Origin of the sequence: Acinetobacter sp. C13, assembly GCF_016809775.1 — a bacterium.
In the GTDB taxonomy this organism is placed as follows: Bacteria; Pseudomonadota; Gammaproteobacteria; order Pseudomonadales; family Moraxellaceae; genus Acinetobacter; species Acinetobacter pittii.
The window spans coordinates 404,594-423,356 of sequence record NZ_JAFBJL010000001.1 but is presented as its reverse complement, the minus strand read 5'-3'; the positions used below and the strand labels follow the sequence as shown (position 1 = coordinate 423,356).

At 28.9% G+C, this 18,763-nt stretch carries 33 protein-coding genes; 1 reads left to right on the top strand and 32 read right to left on the bottom strand.

Features of this window, described 5'->3' with window-relative positions:
• Window positions 1-142: 142 nt before the first annotated feature.
• From JGE69_RS02075 to JGE69_RS01925, 32 genes are all read right to left on the bottom strand, one after another.
• The gene (locus JGE69_RS02075; protein ID WP_199112110.1) at window positions 143-547 is read right to left on the bottom strand and encodes a hypothetical protein; all 405 of its coding nucleotides are present in this window, start codon (window positions 545-547) and stop codon (window positions 143-145) included.
• 72 nt (window positions 548-619) lie between these two features.
• Window positions 620-916: a hypothetical protein gene (locus JGE69_RS02070; protein WP_199112108.1), complete on the bottom strand. Its 297-nt coding sequence runs from the start codon at window positions 914-916 to the stop codon at window positions 620-622.
• Between the two features lie 46 nt (window positions 917-962).
• On the bottom strand, window positions 963-1,277 hold the full coding sequence (locus JGE69_RS02065) for a hypothetical protein (protein ID WP_068613190.1): 315 nt from the start codon (window positions 1,275-1,277) through the stop codon (window positions 963-965).
• Between the two features lie 93 nt (window positions 1,278-1,370).
• The gene (locus JGE69_RS02060; RefSeq protein WP_199112107.1) at window positions 1,371-1,685 is read right to left on the bottom strand and encodes a hypothetical protein; all 315 of its coding nucleotides are present in this window, start codon (window positions 1,683-1,685) and stop codon (window positions 1,371-1,373) included.
• Between the two features lie 108 nt (window positions 1,686-1,793).
• Window positions 1,794-2,108 carry a hypothetical protein gene (locus tag JGE69_RS02055; RefSeq protein ID WP_199112106.1) on the bottom strand — a complete coding sequence of 105 codons (315 nt, stop codon included), beginning with the start codon at window positions 2,106-2,108 and terminating at the stop codon, window positions 1,794-1,796.
• Between the two features lie 311 nt (window positions 2,109-2,419).
• Window positions 2,420-2,818 (bottom strand): hypothetical protein, encoded by a 399-nt coding sequence (locus JGE69_RS02050; protein ID WP_199112105.1) that lies wholly within the window; start codon window positions 2,816-2,818, stop codon window positions 2,420-2,422.
• Window positions 2,819-3,144: 326 nt separating this feature from the next.
• On the bottom strand, window positions 3,145-3,495 hold the full coding sequence (locus JGE69_RS02045; protein ID WP_199112104.1) for a hypothetical protein: 351 nt from the start codon (window positions 3,493-3,495) through the stop codon (window positions 3,145-3,147).
• Window positions 3,496-3,597: 102 nt separating this feature from the next.
• Complete coding sequence (locus tag JGE69_RS02040; protein ID WP_199112103.1) at window positions 3,598-4,086, bottom strand: hypothetical protein; 489 nt, start codon at window positions 4,084-4,086, stop codon at window positions 3,598-3,600.
• A 218-nt stretch (window positions 4,087-4,304) separates the two neighbouring features.
• On the bottom strand, window positions 4,305-4,571 hold the full coding sequence (locus tag JGE69_RS02035; protein ID WP_064785027.1) for a hypothetical protein: 267 nt from the start codon (window positions 4,569-4,571) through the stop codon (window positions 4,305-4,307).
• A 94-nt stretch (window positions 4,572-4,665) separates the two neighbouring features.
• Window positions 4,666-5,091, bottom strand: coding sequence for a hypothetical protein (locus JGE69_RS17990; RefSeq protein ID WP_227602358.1), 426 nt, complete (start codon window positions 5,089-5,091; stop codon window positions 4,666-4,668).
• Window positions 5,092-5,277: 186 nt separating this feature from the next.
• Window positions 5,278-5,427 (bottom strand): SMI1/KNR4 family protein, encoded by a 150-nt coding sequence (locus tag JGE69_RS18175; protein WP_413784465.1) that lies wholly within the window; start codon window positions 5,425-5,427, stop codon window positions 5,278-5,280.
• Window positions 5,428-5,430: 3 nt separating this feature from the next.
• Window positions 5,431-5,646 (bottom strand): hypothetical protein, encoded by a 216-nt coding sequence (locus JGE69_RS02025; protein ID WP_199112102.1) that lies wholly within the window; start codon window positions 5,644-5,646, stop codon window positions 5,431-5,433.
• 38 nt (window positions 5,647-5,684) lie between these two features.
• Window positions 5,685-6,215 (bottom strand): SMI1/KNR4 family protein, encoded by a 531-nt coding sequence (locus JGE69_RS02020; protein WP_199112101.1) that lies wholly within the window; start codon window positions 6,213-6,215, stop codon window positions 5,685-5,687.
• A 102-nt stretch (window positions 6,216-6,317) separates the two neighbouring features.
• The gene (locus JGE69_RS02015) at window positions 6,318-6,722 is read right to left on the bottom strand and encodes a hypothetical protein (protein WP_199112100.1); all 405 of its coding nucleotides are present in this window, start codon (window positions 6,720-6,722) and stop codon (window positions 6,318-6,320) included.
• A gap of 128 nt (window positions 6,723-6,850) precedes the next feature.
• Window positions 6,851-7,375: an ankyrin repeat domain-containing protein gene (locus JGE69_RS02010; RefSeq protein WP_199112099.1), complete on the bottom strand. Its 525-nt coding sequence runs from the start codon at window positions 7,373-7,375 to the stop codon at window positions 6,851-6,853.
• 69 nt (window positions 7,376-7,444) lie between these two features.
• Window positions 7,445-7,882 (bottom strand): DUF6985 domain-containing protein, encoded by a 438-nt coding sequence (locus tag JGE69_RS02005; RefSeq protein WP_199112097.1) that lies wholly within the window; start codon window positions 7,880-7,882, stop codon window positions 7,445-7,447.
• A gap of 134 nt (window positions 7,883-8,016) precedes the next feature.
• Window positions 8,017-8,391: an immunity 22 family protein gene (locus JGE69_RS02000; RefSeq protein WP_199112096.1), complete on the bottom strand. Its 375-nt coding sequence runs from the start codon at window positions 8,389-8,391 to the stop codon at window positions 8,017-8,019.
• Window positions 8,392-8,428: 37 nt separating this feature from the next.
• Window positions 8,429-8,863, bottom strand: a complete 435-nt coding sequence (locus JGE69_RS01995; RefSeq protein WP_199112094.1) for a hypothetical protein — start codon at window positions 8,861-8,863, stop codon at window positions 8,429-8,431.
• Between the two features lie 69 nt (window positions 8,864-8,932).
• Entirely contained in the window at window positions 8,933-9,451 is a 519-nt protein-coding gene (locus JGE69_RS01990; protein WP_068611482.1) for an ankyrin repeat domain-containing protein, read from the bottom strand.
• Between the two features lie 106 nt (window positions 9,452-9,557).
• Complete coding sequence (locus JGE69_RS01985; protein WP_068611483.1) at window positions 9,558-10,013, bottom strand: DUF6985 domain-containing protein; 456 nt, start codon at window positions 10,011-10,013, stop codon at window positions 9,558-9,560.
• A gap of 77 nt (window positions 10,014-10,090) precedes the next feature.
• A complete protein-coding gene (locus JGE69_RS01980; RefSeq protein ID WP_068611484.1) occupies window positions 10,091-10,543 on the bottom strand; it encodes a hypothetical protein in 453 nt (150 codons plus the stop codon).
• Between the two features lie 366 nt (window positions 10,544-10,909).
• Window positions 10,910-11,287: a hypothetical protein gene (locus JGE69_RS01975; RefSeq protein WP_227602357.1), complete on the bottom strand. Its 378-nt coding sequence runs from the start codon at window positions 11,285-11,287 to the stop codon at window positions 10,910-10,912.
• Between the two features lie 100 nt (window positions 11,288-11,387).
• Window positions 11,388-11,786, bottom strand: coding sequence for an immunity 22 family protein (locus JGE69_RS01970; protein WP_199112092.1), 399 nt, complete (start codon window positions 11,784-11,786; stop codon window positions 11,388-11,390).
• 366 nt (window positions 11,787-12,152) lie between these two features.
• Window positions 12,153-12,677 (bottom strand): DUF4303 domain-containing protein, encoded by a 525-nt coding sequence (locus tag JGE69_RS01965; protein WP_199112090.1) that lies wholly within the window; start codon window positions 12,675-12,677, stop codon window positions 12,153-12,155.
• Between the two features lie 322 nt (window positions 12,678-12,999).
• Window positions 13,000-13,416 (bottom strand): hypothetical protein, encoded by a 417-nt coding sequence (locus JGE69_RS01960; protein ID WP_227602356.1) that lies wholly within the window; start codon window positions 13,414-13,416, stop codon window positions 13,000-13,002.
• Between the two features lie 165 nt (window positions 13,417-13,581).
• Complete coding sequence (locus JGE69_RS01955; protein WP_199112088.1) at window positions 13,582-14,421, bottom strand: ADP-ribosylglycohydrolase family protein; 840 nt, start codon at window positions 14,419-14,421, stop codon at window positions 13,582-13,584.
• 417 nt (window positions 14,422-14,838) lie between these two features.
• The gene (locus tag JGE69_RS01950) at window positions 14,839-15,243 is read right to left on the bottom strand and encodes a hypothetical protein (protein WP_199112086.1); all 405 of its coding nucleotides are present in this window, start codon (window positions 15,241-15,243) and stop codon (window positions 14,839-14,841) included.
• A gap of 149 nt (window positions 15,244-15,392) precedes the next feature.
• Window positions 15,393-15,944, bottom strand: coding sequence for an imm11 family protein (locus JGE69_RS01945; RefSeq protein WP_227602355.1), 552 nt, complete (start codon window positions 15,942-15,944; stop codon window positions 15,393-15,395).
• A 20-nt stretch (window positions 15,945-15,964) separates the two neighbouring features.
• Window positions 15,965-16,390 carry a tetratricopeptide repeat protein gene (locus tag JGE69_RS01940; protein WP_227602354.1) on the bottom strand — a complete coding sequence of 142 codons (426 nt, stop codon included), beginning with the start codon at window positions 16,388-16,390 and terminating at the stop codon, window positions 15,965-15,967.
• A 242-nt stretch (window positions 16,391-16,632) separates the two neighbouring features.
• Entirely contained in the window at window positions 16,633-16,923 is a 291-nt protein-coding gene (locus JGE69_RS18170; protein ID WP_413784469.1) for an ankyrin repeat domain-containing protein, read from the bottom strand.
• Window positions 16,924-16,937: 14 nt separating this feature from the next.
• Window positions 16,938-17,141 carry a hypothetical protein gene (locus JGE69_RS01930; RefSeq protein WP_199112084.1) on the bottom strand — a complete coding sequence of 68 codons (204 nt, stop codon included), beginning with the start codon at window positions 17,139-17,141 and terminating at the stop codon, window positions 16,938-16,940.
• An 82-nt stretch (window positions 17,142-17,223) separates the two neighbouring features.
• A complete protein-coding gene (locus JGE69_RS01925; RefSeq protein ID WP_199112082.1) occupies window positions 17,224-17,832 on the bottom strand; it encodes a hypothetical protein in 609 nt (202 codons plus the stop codon).
• Window positions 17,833-18,127: 295 nt separating this feature from the next.
• Between JGE69_RS01925 and JGE69_RS01920 the strand changes: the two genes are divergently transcribed.
• A complete protein-coding gene (locus JGE69_RS01920; RefSeq protein WP_199112080.1) occupies window positions 18,128-18,754 on the top strand; it encodes a glutathione S-transferase family protein in 627 nt (208 codons plus the stop codon).
• Window positions 18,755-18,763: the final 9 nt, after the last annotated feature.

Below are 18,763 nucleotides of genomic sequence, written 5' to 3'. Positions count from 1 at the left end.
AAGCTATATATTAATTTCATCTAAAATTTGGTGATTTACCAATATATCTCCTTCAATATACATTTCAATCACATCCTCATTAAATTTAATATAAAAATTATTACTTAAATAAATATATAACTTAAAATCAATTAGACAAAAATTAATTTTTCTTAAAAAAGAATTCTCTAATCAACTTAAAATTACCATCTTTAAATTTATACCTTCTTGAATAATTTAAAGCTTCAACCTCTGATCGATATAATAAAAAAACATTAGAATTAGCTTCATTTAACAATTTATTAAATATATTATCTATTTCACATATTCCATCTACCTCCAAAATCCATTCAACATGCTTATGATCTGGATAGTTCCACTCATCTTCACACGGATTAAAATTTTGAAAAAGCCTACATTCTGCCTTACCATCAATTTTTGCTAAAAAATAATCCCCCCAGAAAGAACTATCATGAGGTATAAATACAACTCCTAAAATTTCACTCAACTTTAAAATCATATTTTCTTCGTTATCATAACTCACGCCATAATAATCATATTTTTCCATAATGAAATCTTATCCCAAAATATAAATTTTCTGTACAACCATGAATATTAAATACCCTCTTATAAGAATTAATTATTTCAATTCAGTAATTGTATACATATGAGCTATTTCCCAAGCTATTTTTTTTGCTTTTAAAATATCATCTTGATGAAATGCATCAATCATTTCAATAGTTTTTCTTTCAATTTGTAACGCCTTTACAGTGTCTTTTTGAACTTCAAAAACTATTTCTTCCCACAATCTTTTTATTTCAACAAGAATACCTTCCCACTCATTCTTTTCACTTTCAGATAACTGATTATCTTGAGTATTGTTTGAGATTAAGGATAATTTATTTTCTATCCAATTTAATTTATCTTTTAATAACATTTACATATATCTCTCATTAAGTGAATTTACTTAGTAATTCTAAAACTTATTTCAATTTAGTAATATCGTATAAATCGGCAAGCTCTCCAGCAATTTTTTTTCCTTCATCCTTATCTCCTCTATTAAAAGCATCCATCATTTCTTGAAGTTTAACCCCAACATAATCGGCTTTCACTAGGTCTTTTTTAATTTGTGCTCTAATTTCAGACCACAATTCTTTTAAATCTTTAATTCGTTCTTCGTGAATAGCTTCTTGGGTTGGAAAGTACTTAAGAAGCCATTCGTCATAGTCATCTGGGGCACAGTACTCTACTGTGACTAATGAATCTTCTAATTCACCTAATTTTTCTCTTAAAGACATCTTATTAATTACCTTAATTCAGTAATGGTATACATATGAGTTTTTTCTTTTTTAAAATGTCATCCCGATGGAATACATCAAATATCTAAAAAATTATTTTAGCTTGGTAATATCGTACAAATCACCAAGCTCTCTAGCAATTTTTCGCCCTTCAATCTTCTCCCCGTTATCAAAAGCATCAATCATTTCTTGAATTTTAATTTCAACATAATCGGCTTTCACCAGATCTTTTTTAATTTTTGGTCTAATTTCAGACCACAATGCTCTTAGGTCCTTTATTTCTTCTTCATGAATGGCTTCTTGAGTAGGAAAGTACTCAAGTCGCCACTCATCATAATCATCTGGAGCACAATGCACTAGTGTCAGGAGGGCATCCTCTAATTCACCTAATTTTTCTTTTAAAGACATCTTATTAATTACCTTAATTCAGTAATGGTATACATATGAGCTATTTCCCAAGCTATTTTTGTGCTTTTAAAATGTTATCTTTATTAAATACATCGAACATCTATAATATTATCTCAATTTATTAATATCGTATAAATCTGCAAGCTCCCAAGCTATTTTTTTGCCTTCCACTTTATCTCCTTTATCATAAGCATCAAACATTTCTTGAAGTTTAACTCCAACATAGTCAGCTTTGGCTAAATCTCTTTTAATTTGTGATCTAATCTCACTCCATAGCTCTTTTAAATCACTTATAGTATCTTCATGAATTGCAGCTTGAGTAGGAAAGTACTCAAGTTGCCACTCAGCATAGTCATCCGGAGCATGTAGTGCAACTGCTACTATCGTGTCATCAAATTCACTTAATTTTTCTCTTAATGTCATTTTTGTAATCCCCTAGGAATATTTACTTAATTTATAAATTGAATTTACAATCATGAGATTAGTATAGTGTAAAATATTAATAGGTACGCTAGAAGATTATTTAAATACTAACGATGAAAATAATGCATCTCTTTGATAAATAGGATGAGTCAGTATCATCAATAATGAAGTGTGAATTACTATACTCCCTTTTCCTAGTACTATTATCAATTTTCGTTATTATTACTCGATCTTAGATATGAGTAATAATATTATTTTACAAATACAGGTTATAATTCAGAAGAAAACCACCTACTACATGAGATAGCAAGTCAGTCATAATCGAAAGGGTTTAAGATAGCAATCACTGATACAGACTCTTCTTCAAAAATCCTATCAACAGACCAAACACTCTCTCGTACTTCCCAACGCAGCTGAGTCTTGTGTAAAGCCTCTAAGATATCAGTTTTTATATCAATCATCTGCAATGGTCGATTTGCCATTCCTCCTTTAAGACGATTTATTGAAATCTCTACGACGTCTATATCTTTAAAAGAAACAAAACCATCAGGCCCTTCTAAATAATTTTCGATAGAGATTGTTAACATTTGCCCCCACCTACCTTTCTCAACCGAAGAATCGTGCTTACGAACTATATGGACCCAACAACGCAACTCTGCTGTTAAACTACATAGCGAAGACCAATATAATTCTGTTTTATCAATTGTCATGTCATTAACCTATTTTTCATTTTTCAATAATATTCATTTAGATGAGTTAAGTATTTAACACTTGAACTATAATTTATGTGGGCTTAACGGCAAAAAAAACATACTTAAAAACTAGCATCCGATGACTAAGTTTGAACACCTTAGCATTAAATCAGATTATAATATTAATGACTTTAACTTTAAGAATTTTAAGTGACGAACGTATAATTTTTGATTAAATTTACCATATTAAGCATTCAAATTTTTATTTTTATATCTTAAAGATTATTCATTAAATCAAGACATTTAATAAAAAACAAGACTATAAGTATAATTTTAAAAATAAATTAAATTAAGGTCATTTTTCTAATTTCATCAAGAGAATTATAATCCAACAATCTAATATTAAAGTTATATTCCATATCCATCATGAATAAAGGATAAGGCAATAATTTTTGAATTTTCAAAGCAAAATCAATAGCTTCATCTCCAACGCCTTCTATTGTTAAAGTTTCAGCATCTTTACTCATTCTAACTATAGTTGAACTTCCATTTAATGAATACTCACATTCCAAAATAGCACCAATGAAATCTCCAATTTTTAAATTTGAAACCCCTAAAATACTTGAAATTTGATCTACTACCTGATTAATATCAAAAGTTTTATTTTCTCCTAAATAGATTAACAACTTACTCATTTTTGTTCCTTTTAAAAACTTGTAGAAAATTAGTCTTAGTATTTTTGATTTCCACAAAAAAACAATACTTTTTTAAATACACCATAAAATATTATATTAATTTTAGATATTTAATATTTTTCCATATACTTCATCCAATACTCCACTCATATCTTTACTTTCACTTTGAAGAATGTAATTTATATTATTATCATTTAAAATTCTATAAGAAACATTAAAATCTTCTTTTAATAAATTCAACTGAATACTATCAAAAAATATTTCCCATATTTTTTTCAAAAAATAATCAACTGCAATTTCAGAAAAATCTAAAATTTCAAAATAATCTAACACAAATGAAATGTATTTTTTATTATTTGATATATTCATATAATACAACGAATGCATAACCCTTTCTTTCGTCGGATTATCTAACCTAACAAACTCAGGCTTTACTAATTCTTCTAATAAAATATCAATATGTTTAAAACTAGTAAAATCTATACTGTTAAATATGACCCCCTGAGTTTGAACTTCATCAAAATCTCGATAAAATAATATATTTGATAAAAAAAAGCAGATATAAAAAGGATTAACAATTCTTTTTATCATCATATAACCTTATTAATTTAAAACCATTAAAGTTAAGAAATGTTTAAAGTTCATTAAACTTACAAATAAAATATATTGTAATTACCTAAAACTTACAATACTTTATTACAGTCTCCTCCAGCAAGACTAGTTCCGAGCATAGGATAAGCTATTTTACAAGAATAGAAATCTTGTTTAATTACTTTTTGCTAAATTAATAAGATCACCATTGATGATATTCAAATTAAATTCTGGCTTAATGCATGATTCCATATCTCATCAAACTCAGCTTTTGATATAGAAATTGTACTCTCATCAGGCTCTCCAAACTCTGGCTGATCTGTAAAATCATATTGTTCATGAAAATATTCTTTAGGAGTTGCCCAATAAAAAATTCCTTCAAAAACACTAATATGACGGATTATCATACCATTTTCCACCTCACAATAGAACGTTCCTTCTATTCCATCATGCGATTCTGTGTACATCTTAAAATATTCATTCATGGTAATACTTTCCCACACCTAACAATATGTAAAAAAATAGCTAAAAAATCAAAAGAGCCCAGTACAAATGAAATATATTATAATTACCCCAAGCTTATAATATTTCGTTTGGTAGTAAAATTTTATATCCCGAATTAATTACTTCACTACCCCAGTTCTCAAACATCAAACCATAAATACTCTTAAAAAAATCTCTAGGTTTTTCAATTTTCCAATTATAAGGAAAATAAAAGCATGTTTCATCATCAGACTCTAACAATTCAGCGAAGTTATAATTCTTAGTCAGCAAAGCTTTCTCTAAAGAGAACATAACTACTGCTTTATGATAAATATTATACTTTTTATTTTTTACTTTAAAAAAATATTCATTAAATAAAGGTTCTATTTCTACAAAATTATTGGGATCATATTTAGATAAGTAATTTTCCCATTCATCCCGATCATACACCTGAAAGGGAGTCAAAGCATGTGCTGGACTTGCTGAAAAATTAACAGTGCTATTCGGATACTTTAATGACATACTAAATATTTCTCTATTTTCTCTAAATTAAAGTTTTAATTACATCTACAATAATTTCAAATTTTATATTTATTTTAAGATTTTCAGCATATCAAAAGTCAATAACAAAGGTGAATAAAACATTTATTAATATGTTAATCACTCATGTAAAAGCTCTAAAAAATCTTTAAAATTATTTGAAATTGGTTATATTTCCGACAAGAAGCTATCAAGTAAAATTATTTTAGGCGATGTTTTTGTTTCTCGATAATCAAAACAAATCAAGAAATCCCCTGCATCTCTTGCAAATGGTAAAATACCTTTAGGAATTATAGAATTATCAATTGCATACCACAAGACTCAACCATACTCATGTGATTGAGTTAGCGGAAAAAAATCACTTATACATGTTTCATCATCACCGTAATAAAAAGAACCAACCTCGATATATGCAGGGTTTGCATATTCAACTAAACTTTTATACAAGAAGGGAAATTCAATCTTTAAAATTTCATCTAAATTTAAATTTTTAGGTCCACTTAAACCAAAATCAGACCAACTTTTAGATAAACTCATAGTTTATTCTCCATCAATATATCGTCTTATTATTTAGGTTAAATATCAACCGACCCACTTTTAAGGTCATTAACCTCTTCAATATTATAATCAATCATTGCTAAAAAAAATTCATTAAAATTTTTAAAAATTTCAATTTCTTCCCCAGCATACCAAATTACTTCCCCAGCTATTGATGAATTAGGTTTACCTATTAAAAAAATATCTTTATCAATTAAAGTAGCTGCTATTAGCATCAAATCAGTTCTACAAATGCCTTTTTTAGAAAGATATGTAATATCGATTATATTTAATAAATCCAATGCATATTTCTTTTTTCCTCCTTCGATCAAATCTGTCAGACCAAATAAATCTACATATTGATAAAAGCCTTTCCATCCATTTGCATATAAAAGAAAGCTCTTGTAAAATTTATCAATTTCCTCACCCAATATAATTTCAGTTTTTATAATATCATCTATAGTTGCAGCTAATTCAGGTAAATAATAAGGCCAGATTTTCTTAGTATCTGCCTCATACAAAGAATTTTTCACAAGAGCCAATCTCGCTATTTTCTGAGTCCAATCCATTACATTTTCCTATCAATTAAAATATAAAATAATTTCATTTAAAATATTAATGGCAAGCTTGCAAAAAATTATAAAATATGAATAATAGAAGAAATCATAAAATTATTTTTTCTTATAAAAAACCTCATTGACCAATTTAAAATCACCATCTTTAAATTCATACTCTTTTATATAATTTAAAGCTTCTACCTCTGATCGATATAATAAAAAAATATTAGATCCAGCTTCATTTAACAATTTATTAAATATATTATCCATTTCAGGTGTTCCATTTATTTCCATAATCCACTCAACATGCTTATGATCCGGGTAGTTCCAATCATCTTCACATGGATTAAAATTTTGAAAAATCCTACACTTACCATTACCACCAATTTTTGCTAAAAAATAATCTCCCCAAAAGGAACTATCATGAGGTATAAATACAATTCCCAAAATTTTACTTAATTTTGAAAGCATATCTTTTTCATTATCATAACTCACACCATAGTAATCAAATTTTTTCATAATAAAATTTTATCTAAAAATATAAAAACCAGGTATATTAAATATTATTATAAACTAAGATACAATTAGATATTTTATTTTTTATTCAAAACAAGTAAATTTAAAAAAATATAGAAATTTACACTACATTATAATAAATGATCTTGTTTCTTCAAAGAGTGCAAATAGTTAGCTATTTCTCTTTCACCTCGCTCTAAAGCGAACGCCTCAGCATCAAGATTCTCTGCATAATCTCCAGTATATGCCACTCTATAATTTACACCATGCTTAATCAAAATTTTAACAATATCAAAATTTCCACGATAAATTGCAGTAAACAAAGGATTTTTTATAGAATCTGATGTTATTATCTCCATATTTAACTTCAAAAAATATTCAATAATTTCAATATTTTCCTTATTAACTGCTTGACTTAGAGCATTACCACGGAGGGAGCCACCTTGTTCATTAATATCAACTCCTGCTGAGACCAAGTATACAATAATATCTTTACGATTATGTAAAGCAGCATCATGCAACCAAGTACCGAAAGGAGTTTTAAAATTTAAAATTCCTAAATGCCTATAATCTTTTAATAACTTTATAGCTAACTCATTATTACCATCTCTAATGGCACTATGGATATCCTTAGCAATTATCTTTAATTCATCCATTTATTGACTCTTTTATTATCTGTCACATCTACTATTTTACATTTTAACTCTATTACTTCCCAAATTATATTAAAGTACTATATCTTGCACTCCTACCTCAACAACTTGCTCATTTATAACTAAGACACCTATACCAAGCTCTGGATCAAATATAGAATCAAAAATAAATCCTAATTGCCTATCCTCCCCAATTTCAGTATGCATGATTTTCAAACATTTTAAAATAACCATTTTTTTTATACTTTCCAATTCAGCAATCTGAAAGTTTTCATAACAATACTTTTTGATCTCTTTTTCAACATTATCCAAAATATTTTTTTTGTTTAACTCAAAATGAATAAAAGTATCTCTTTGATTTTGAGTGATATCACTACCATCATCTTCATATGTATATACATTTAATTCAATTGGATATAATGTATGAAATATTTCTATTTCATATGGACGCAACCAAAGTAGCTCCTTATTATACAACTCTCCAAAAACTTTATCATTTAAATTTCCCACTTTAAAACTCCATTTATATCCATTAATTAATATCTCAGCGCAAATACAAAAGTAACTTTTAATTACCACGCTATATCTATTTTTATTTTGAATTAATAAAACTTCAAAATATAGCATCTATATTAAATAAAAAATTATGGTTTTTTATAAGGCAATGCACCTAAAAATTGAACCTTCCCTACACTTTTGTGATTTAATTTATATGCAAAATTATAAATTAGAATTATACAATTAATAGGAAACAATAATTTTATATCTTTTAATTTTAGTTCTTCCAAAATTTGTTCATCGTAGGAAAACCCATTGAAAGCTAATTCTAAATTATTGGTAAAATCAAAGAAACTTTTCTCAACAAAATCCTCATCAATACAATCAATCTGGAATTCATCTGTAAATAAAGATCCTTCAAAATCACCCTCTAATGAATATCGATTTAATACATAGTTATCTAAGTCACAAGAAGAATCTAAATTCCCCACCCAAATAGATATAAAATTATCTTGGTGCATTTAAGCAATCCTGTCTATTTTAAAACATATTGAAAAGTTAAAAATCATTTAAACAAGGCATATTTAAACCAGCTTCTTTAAGGTCATTTCCCCAATATTTATACGCTAACTTATAAACTTCTTCAAAATAGAATCTAGGTCGCTTGAATTCCCAAGTATATGGAAGAGAAAATGTATCATATGGATCTTCATCATTTACTAATAATGCATCAAAGTTAAATTTTTTATCATTTAAAGCATTAATAAGAACTTTTATCATTTCAATTTTATGATCAACTGTAAACCTCAAAACTCTACCGTTATTAAAAAAGTATTTCTCTAGCAAATCATCTAGTTCTTTTGGATTATTCGGATCAAATTGGTCTAAATAGGCCCCCCATGTTTCCTCACGATCATATATATCAAAAACACCTAAAAATGCTGCAGGTGTTACTACGAAATCTATATCTGAATCTAGATGCTTCAAATTCATATAAGTTATTTAACTCCCAAAGTTACACATAAGCTATCGAATATCATACTTATTAAAGTTATCAGACTTTCATTTCAAGGAATTTAAATAGTTTGCTATTTCTATTTCTCCACGCTCTAAAGCAAATGCCTCAGCATCCATTTTATTCATATAATTGCCAGTATAAGACATTTTATAGTCAATACCGTGACAAATTAATTTTTCAGCGATCGGTAAACTTCCTTTCATTATGGCACCAAATAAAGGATTTTTTTCTGGTTCTGTGGTATCCATTTCAACATTTAATGACAATAAGTATTCTACTATATCAATATGTCCACTTGATGCTGCTGTATTTAAACTATTGCCCCCAAAAGTTCCCCCTTTTTTATTAGGATCCACCCCTTCAGAAATTAGATATTTAACTATTTCTAATGCTCCACTACTAGAAGCTACATGAAGCCAGCTACCAAATGGTGTATCTATAAATATTAAACTAGGAAATTCGTTAAATATCTTTTTTAAATTAATCAAATTATGATTTTTAATAGCATTTCTAATTAAAATATTATTCTCTTGATTTTGTCGAATGATATTGGACTTATGCATATAACTCCACTTACGAATCATTGAAAAAGTGTTATGTAATTGAGAAAAACTGACTCATCTCAGCCAGTGCTTTTGCATTACAGATAAAACGCCAGAACCTCATCATTCAAATAAAATATTCTTGTACATTAATAGTTTTAACACATTTATCAACTATCAAGACGCCTATCCCCAGCTCTGGTTCGAAAGTTGCTTCAAACATAAAAACTATTTCACCATTAGGTAAAAAGTATAATTGATCCCAATCAAAGACTTTCCTCAAATCAGAAACCATTTGGATATAAGGCACCATTCCATCATCAGGTAAATCTTGATATATTTTAGCTCTATTTAATTTATAATAATTAAATAGAGCTTCCTCTATTAACGTGATATAGACTAAAGAATTATCAATAAATTCATTGTAAGCTCGCTCTTGAGCATTTGTAATATCATTAGCTTCGTAACCAGCAAGAGTAAAACTAATTTCTTTTGACTCTCCAAAAATTATATATTTTTTATGCTCGATTAAATTCAGATTAGAATCCATAAAACCAAATGGTTCTATACTTTGTAAACCCATTTTCTACACCCGCAATTATTTCAGTTTTTTAATCATAATATCGGCAAATAATTTTAGTAACTAGACCTGATTCAAGATTAAGGAAAATCAATCTCAATTTTAATACCAAGTAAATTTTCTTTTCCATGTTTAATTATTATATTTTCAAACTCTTCTACAACATTACATACTGTATTAAACTGCTCGAAATTAAAATATTGGGGTAATCCATCATCAATGGAATACTCTTGAATATTCTCATTTGATATACAAATCTCACTTTTATTTGCCAATGGTGGTCTCACCCAAATAAATTTATCATTAATTGACATATCCGGTAACTCTTGATCAATTGGGTAATACTTTTCCAAAATAAAACTACTTATTAACTCTTTTAACTCCAAAAGAGGTCTACCACGCAATTCCCATATAGCATCACAAAGTGTCACGGTTATGGCCTCATTTTCACCTCCCGTTTCATCAATACAATAGACTCTTGGATATATAGATTTATTACTTAATAAAATTAATTCTGCTACTATTTTCTTCACTGTTATACTCTGAATAAACTTGATACAAAGTCATAGCTTTATGATTTAGTTTAAAAATTTGTCTGATAGTTTACTAGTCTCGCCTCCATAGATGTGATACCAGCTCTAAAACTTCCATTCGCTTCTATCAGACTCATTGCACGTTAAGTATGAACCTAGTGCCATGTAAAAGGGATTTTAAAAATATAAACAATTATTCACCTTTCGGAAAAATTGATATTAGCTAATGTTCTAAATCAATTTATTAAAGAGCTTGCTGATTAGTTTTTCTCAAACTTCACACAATAAAATGGAAACCAACATCGTCCAAAGCACCACCCTAACCAATTTCTTCTAGTTGATGCTAAAGGTAATATTTTTGCACAACTATATAATGCCTTCAGGTACTCCAGTCCCACCTGCTAATTTACTAATTTTCCAACGATTCATATCTTGGTATTCAAAATTAATTTCATAGTCAAAGTTTGCATCTATCACCAGTAGAAATACTCCTTTAATTTTACCTAAGGCTGCTAGTAATTCTTGACCTTGCATATTCATAGGATGAAAGAAATCTTTATACTTCAAGACATCTATTATTTCTACGCCAGTTTCAGACACGAATGATGCTTTAAGTTCTGCGACTGAATTATTACAGGAAAATCTTAAGTATGCTTTTTCCCACTGTGGTTCAACACCCATCATGAGCGTTATAAATTTTTTTGCAATCTCAACAACTAGTGAACTGGCATCATCATTAATCATAATTTCATTCTTCTAATATAAATTTGCTGAGGAGCATTATTAAAGAGCCGGCTAAATGAATCACCACACCTTGTGTATATCTGATAGTAAAATTAACCAATCAACTCTCTACTGAATATTTAAAGCTACCTATAAAAATAGGATCTTTTGCAATACTTCTCCTAACTTTAGAAGGTTTATAAGAAAAATCATATTGTGCAATAACCCACCTACAATCTACTATCCCTTTTTCAAAAGCAGCACTGACTACCTCATTAATAAAAGATTTTGAATAAGATAAATCTTCAAGTAATTTATTTAAACTCACCATCTCAAAATTAAAATTATTAGTTTCCTGATCGTCAAGACGATAATACCCGACCCCGCATAAATCTTGCAAGATATCTAAATCTGTATCTACACCTTCACCAAATATTCCTGCCCAAATTGATACAGTTCCCTCTTTTTCAAATCCCTGACTATAGTAATCATTGTCATCAGAATAATCATTTAAACTCACTAGTACTCCCCCTAAATAATAATATGAAAGAAAGACTCAAAAAAGCTGAAAAATATCTATCATAATTGCATTTATAATAAAATTTCCTAAAATCAAATCTGTTATCATTTCAAACTTGACAATATAGAATCTAAAAAAGTCAGAGTTCCTCATAAGAGTAACTCAGTTAATTCCAAAAAAGGAGTGATAGACTCTACCGTTGAATTCCTAATATTTTTCAATTTAACCTGTGATCGTTTTAGTGAATCGGGATCCCCCCCTACACTAAGCAGTAAAAAGTATTCTTCTCAGCAATTGTAAAACTAACCTATTGTTTTGATAGACATACACTATTATTGGGCAGTAGAACTGAAGAAAGGGATATAGTTATTGTAGCGTCTTTATCCACTCATTAAATTGCTGTGAAGCATCATTACTATTTAACAATTCTATCCATTCATGCTCGTTACTATTTATCGCATCAGAAATAGTAAAGACTATGACACCATTCCTATCCATATCACAAAAAAATCCCTCGTCTTTCAAACTCTTAAGTGCCAATATGCAGGATTGATATACATCGAACTTAAACTGATCATATTCATCTGAAGACTTAATTAATTTAGATTTAGCTCTTAAATATGTAGAAATCTCGTTAAAACTCTCACCCCCCTTAGATTCATGGCTCCACTCACTTGGACTCCATCTATAGTATTCTTTATCATCAGGATCATTTTCTATCATTTTATTTAAATGAATACAGCTATTTTGTGCTGGACAGATTGTGATTGCATCTGTATCAGAATATAAGCCATAAGCACAAAAATTTATATCAAGCTGCTCTTGTCTTACAGAGTTAAAAGCCTCTATTGCTGCTTCTTTAATTTTTTCTATAACAATTTTTTTATCCAATATATTCTCCAATATATAAAAGTTAGAATTCGATTGTTATAAAGAATATTAATAATACCACTTTTCAAGTATATTTTACTCTAGAAAAGAGCATCAATTAAATTCCAGCTAGAATCATGATTTATATCTGACTTAGCCAGTAAATAAATATTTAATATTTTAAAAATTCTAGCCTTGTGCTCCAATAAATGAGTTTAAACATCGTGATTTAAATCAGATTATAAAATTAAAGACCTTATCTTTAAAATAATTACTTTAACTCAGTAATACCTTTCAAATGAAATTTTACAGAAGAAAACTACATATTAAATTAGACAATAACTCAACCATAATTTAAAGGATTTAGGATAGCGATCACTGTTACAGGCTCCTCTTCGAAAATTCTACCAACAGACCAAGCACTCTCACGTATTTCCCAACGCAGCTGAGTCTTTTGTAAAGCTTCTAAGATTTCATTCTTTATATTAATCATGTGTAATGGTCGATTTGCCATCCCTCCCATAAGACAATAAATTGAAATCTCTACTGCCTCTATATCTTTAAAAGAAACAAAACCATCAGGCCCTTCTAAATAATTTTCGATAGAGATTGTTAACATTTGCCCCCATCTACCTTTCTCAACCGAAGAATCTTGCTTTCGAACTATATGGACCCAACAATCCAATTCTGCTCTTAGTCTGCATAGCGAAGACCAATATAATTCTGTTTTATCAATTGTCACTTCATTAACCTTTTTCATTTTTTAAATAAAAGTCCATACGGGTGCCCGCGACTAAGTTTGAACACCGTATTTGGATCAGATTATAAAATTAACGATCTCATCTTCAAAAAATTAAATAAAAAATGCATTTTTCGATTAAAGTGAGAACTTTAAATTTCAAAAAATAACACCATAATTTTTTGATTATATTAAATTTTCTTCAAAAAACTTTTTCTCTAAATTTTGTAAAAAAGATATTCCGTATTTATCTTCATTTAAATTATTATAAAGTTGAACAGGTAAATCTTTTTTGTATTCTATAAAACATGTAGCTAAACCAACAGCTATAGCTGCAACGCTATCCGTATCTCCTCCTAAATTAATACATGACTTTAGGAGCTCACTTAAAGAACTATGTTGCAATAAACATGTTAATGCGGCACTGACCGTATCATATGCATTTAAAGATACTCGATCTTTCCAATTATAATCCCAGTTTCCATATTGCTCTGATTTTAGAAACCTCTCTAAATTCTTAATAGAACCTTTTTGGTGAGTTCCAAAATGGGCAGCTAAAGCGACAGCACAGCTGGATTGAATTCCTATGGGTGAATCATGTGTAATTTGTGCTTGTAACTTTGCTAAAGCAATTACATCTTCTTTATTTTTTAGAAAACCAATTGGAACTGAACGCATTGCCGCCCCATTTCTTTCACTTGTTGGAATTATTAGTTTAAGTAACTCTTTGCTAGACTCAACTTTACTTAATAAATTAAAGAAACCTTCTGAATATCCTAATCTCACATCTCTATTAAAGCATTCTAAAAATTTTGAAGCTATATTTTCTTTGGTCCATTCTTGACCTGATAATATAAACTCCACTATCGCAATCGACATCTGTGTATCATCTGTATACTTGCCTAAAATATCGTATAACTCATGTTTGCTGTATAATTCTAAATTATTCTGTGAAATAATCTTATCTTGGCTGCAAAATTCAAAACCAGCACCGTAAGCATCCGCGATAGCAATTTCAATCAACATAAGGATTAAGTCTCTTTAAGTGAAAATGGTCTTTGATTAAATTGTCAAAAACTATAGATACTAGTTCATGTATTGCACTTTCTTTAAGTACCCAGACTTCTAAAAGTTCTGTTCTGAACTCGTTGTCATGATAGAACGATTCAAATAATTTCTTAGATAGAAATACTTTCACTTATAATAACCTATCTTATGCATTAATCTGAAAATATTTTTTAAGACATCGATCTTTATTTAAGACGTATTTATAAAAAGTTGTATAAATAATTTCTTTAAGAACTTAGTTAAAAATAATTAACAAAATAGAATTCCTAAATTAATCCTATTCTCTAAAGTATCAGAAAAATTCAACCAATTAATTTAATCAACCTTAAAAAATTATACGACCTTTACACCTATAGTAAAATTCTATTGTCATATTTAAATCATCTCAGCTAAAGCATCCAATCTTGCTCTATATTCTTCGTCTTTATTATCTAAAAGTGGTGTATCTTGATAATAAAAATGAGTAATATATTTACCATTATGATTAATAACTACGCCAAAACCACTCCATATTTCTTTATTTTTTTCGGAGTCAATAAATAATTCATCTACTACATCATCTAACTCAACAGATATACTTAAAGCTGGACCATTAGAAGCATCATAAAGCTTTTCATCCTGTCCTACCCAACATCTACTAATCGAAGCATCACGCAAACCAATTTCCATATCACGTAATCGCTCTGTATAATATACAATCTTTGACCAATTAGCTGGAGCTGAATAAATAATTTCATTCACAACAATATTGAGCAATTCAGATTTTTTTAAAAAATTCATATTTAGCCTATTATTCTCGAATATCACATCAATTCTTCTTAATAAGAAGATATTTAAATTATCTCTTAATTCTAAGCTAACTACTCAATACTTTTTATAAATATGCATAATAAGTACTGCACAATTTCACACTGAGAGACTTTTCAATCCTACCATTTCCAATCATCAATCTTAATAAATCTCACCCCTGTACAACCTAAACTTTTTATTAAGTCACTTAATGAATCATGTACTAAGATTATGTTATTAAATGTTTTACCAACTCTAAATAAGACTTCATTTTTAGCCTTATCTACATCAATAACAAGTTTATAAATTTCATCAATATAACCTTCTTCTTCTATATATCGTGAATATTCTTTATTAATACAATCAATTTTTTCCAACAAGTTTACAAAAAAGTATTTAGTTTGTATAGGAATACCATTTGGTTTATATAGCTTTATTGGAAAGTATTCTGCACTTACCTGTTTTGTTTCTAAAATATCTTTTAGCTTACTAGAAACTATAAAAAGTGAACCTACATGAAAATAATCTGCTGGTTCATATTCTTCGATTAAATCAATGTCTATCTTGATATTTTTATCAGAGATTGGTTCACCCTTTGTAAGTTTAATTTCCTTTAATACACTAATATCTCTAATGGTTCCACGCGTATAATAAATTTCATTATCAAAATCTGCTTTCCAAACGCTATACATTTTTTGACCTTAAAGTTATATTATATAACAATTTTTGTTTCTAAAAAGTCTAAATACTTAGGATCATCTTCCAAAAGTATACCTAACCCTCCTCCCATATAAGCTCGTGTTAATTCATCAGCTGATTCATCAAAGCTACCTTCTTCAAAATAAAGCTGTCCAAGACGAAGATGAATATAAGGATTTCCCAGCCCTTGTGGGCACTGAACTGCATTGTAAAAGCACTTAAATGCTTGTTCATAATTTTTAAGGTGAAAATACATATCTCCCATTGCAACATATATCCACGTTGCTGCTTCCCACTCTCTATGGTCGCTTGGAAGTAATTTTAAAGAATCAATATAATTTTTCTTTGCTTCCTCAACATTTCCGTGCTTAACAAGCTCATCGCCTCGTTTGCATAAAAAGGTGATTTCTTCGTGAATTTCATTTGGTAACTGCTTCATAATTACTACTTACTATCTTAACCACCGGGTTTATTTTAAAGAAAATTTCCTACTTAAGTTCTTCCACTTGCAAACACTGAATCTAAAGTATTAACTGAGTTTTAATGAATTTTACTGATATCTATTTCAAAAAATAATAAACACGTCTAATTCTATCACTTTAAGCTCAGTTGAAGATATATATATACTTTAAATATATTACTATTGAATATGAGATACTTTTTAATTTATTACATCTAATCTTACTGCTTCAAAGAATTCAAATAACTAGCTATTTCTTTTTCTCCACGTTCCAAGGCGAATGCTTCAGCATCCATATTATTCATATAATCACTCGTATAAGAAATTTTATAATCTATACCCCGAAATATTAAAATCTTAACTATAGTTAAATTTCCCACATAAATTGCCGTAAAGAGCGAATTATATTCGGACTCATCGATTATCATTTCAACATTTAAGTCTAATAAATAATTAATAAGATCTATATGCTGATTTTTTACTGCTTCATTTAAAGCATTTCCTCCTAAAATCCCTCCTCTTTCATTTATATCAATTCCTTTATAACAAAATACTCTACTAAAATTTGACGACCATGAGCAGAAGCATCATGCAACCATGTTCCAAAAGGGGTCTTGTAGCTAAGAATGCCTAGTTTTTCATTAACGTTTAATAGCTTTATAGCGAAATCAATATCATTACCTTTAATAGCACAATGTATTTCCCTAGCAATAGATTTCAAATCATTCACTTTTCGTTCTCTATATTTTCTTTTCTACCCAACCGTCAGTTTACTTATATAAATTTTTTCACTGTAAATATTCGCTAATAATTCATAAAACAACTTCATTTTTTTCATTTATTACTTTTTCAATAGTATTCTTATCTACTAGAACTATAAATTCTGGTGGTAGTATCAGTACAGACATAATTTCAGGTCTTAAGTAAAGTAGTTGAAAAGCATATATTGCTTCATATTCAATGTCTTCGCTATCATCTTCAAGTGTATTAATGAACCATCCAGAATCACCTTTCTCTAAGTCTGGTTCTATACGCTCCATAAATAGTTTTTCTTTATCCAAACATCCTTTTACTAAAATAATTTTATCCTGAAATAACGTAGCTATAGGATCTACCCCGCAACGCTTTGCAAAACTATTTTGTAGTGCCTGAACTTCAAGTGTAAAATCAATACTATTTTTTTCTTCACTAAATGGATTACGTGAAAAATCTGGTTCACACAATATTAACTGATTATCATCAAAACTTCGAAATATCAAAAAAGACCAACTAAACTGTATTTTTACACCATCTTCAATAGATACGCCCTTCCGGCTCATATCTACAATCAGTTCTACCAACCATTTTGCTTGCTCACTTAATCGAGAGGAATATCTCATTAGAATATTCTTCTCATTTAGTTCAATAACTTTCTCTTCCATTAATAACCTTTTATTAATTAAGTTTTATATTAAAAAATATAGACCAACTCATTTCCACACTTATTTTGAATAGTTTATCTTTTCGATTCTAGTTAAAAAGTATTACTCCTATATTATCAAACAACTCTACTTAAAAGTTCAAATATATTCTTATTAATCAAATTTTTAGAATTTTATTTAGGATATACGTCCTAATAGATGTATTTTTTTAACTATTGATTGCCAATCGAGCCAAATCTAGCTATTTATAGAAACTGGTACTTGCCATACTAAAAATAGCTAAGGACAACAACACATGTTAAAAATTTTAGGGCGCGATAACTCCATCAATGTTCGCAAAGTCTTATGGCTCTGTGAAGAACTAAATCTTGAATATGAAAGAGAAGATTGGGGACGAGGCTTTCGCTCCGCTCAATCACCTGAATATTTACAATTAAACCCAAATGGTCAAATTCCTGTTGTTTTAGATGGCGATTTAGTCCTTTGGCAGTCCAACAGCATTATCCGTTATCTCGCCAATGCTTACGATAAAGAACATCAGCTTTACCCTATTCAAGCGAAAGAAAGATTCTTTGTTGACCAGTGGATTGATTGGCAGGCGATTGAGCTGAATAACAGCTGGACTTATACAATTATGTCTCTCTTGAGACACTCACCAGATCATCAAGATCCAAACTTATTACAACAAGGTATTGATGACTGGAATCATCATATGCAAATTCTCGATCAACAACTAGCAAAAACTCAGGCCTATGTTGCTGGTTCACAATTTAGCTTGGCCGATATTCCAATTGGTCTATCTGTACAGCGCTGGAAGGCCACTCCTTTTGACCATCCTACGCTTAAGCATGTCGACCAATATTTTGAACGTTTAAATCAACGTGCGGGTTTCTTAAAATGGGGCAATAACGGCGAACCTTAATTTTGAGCA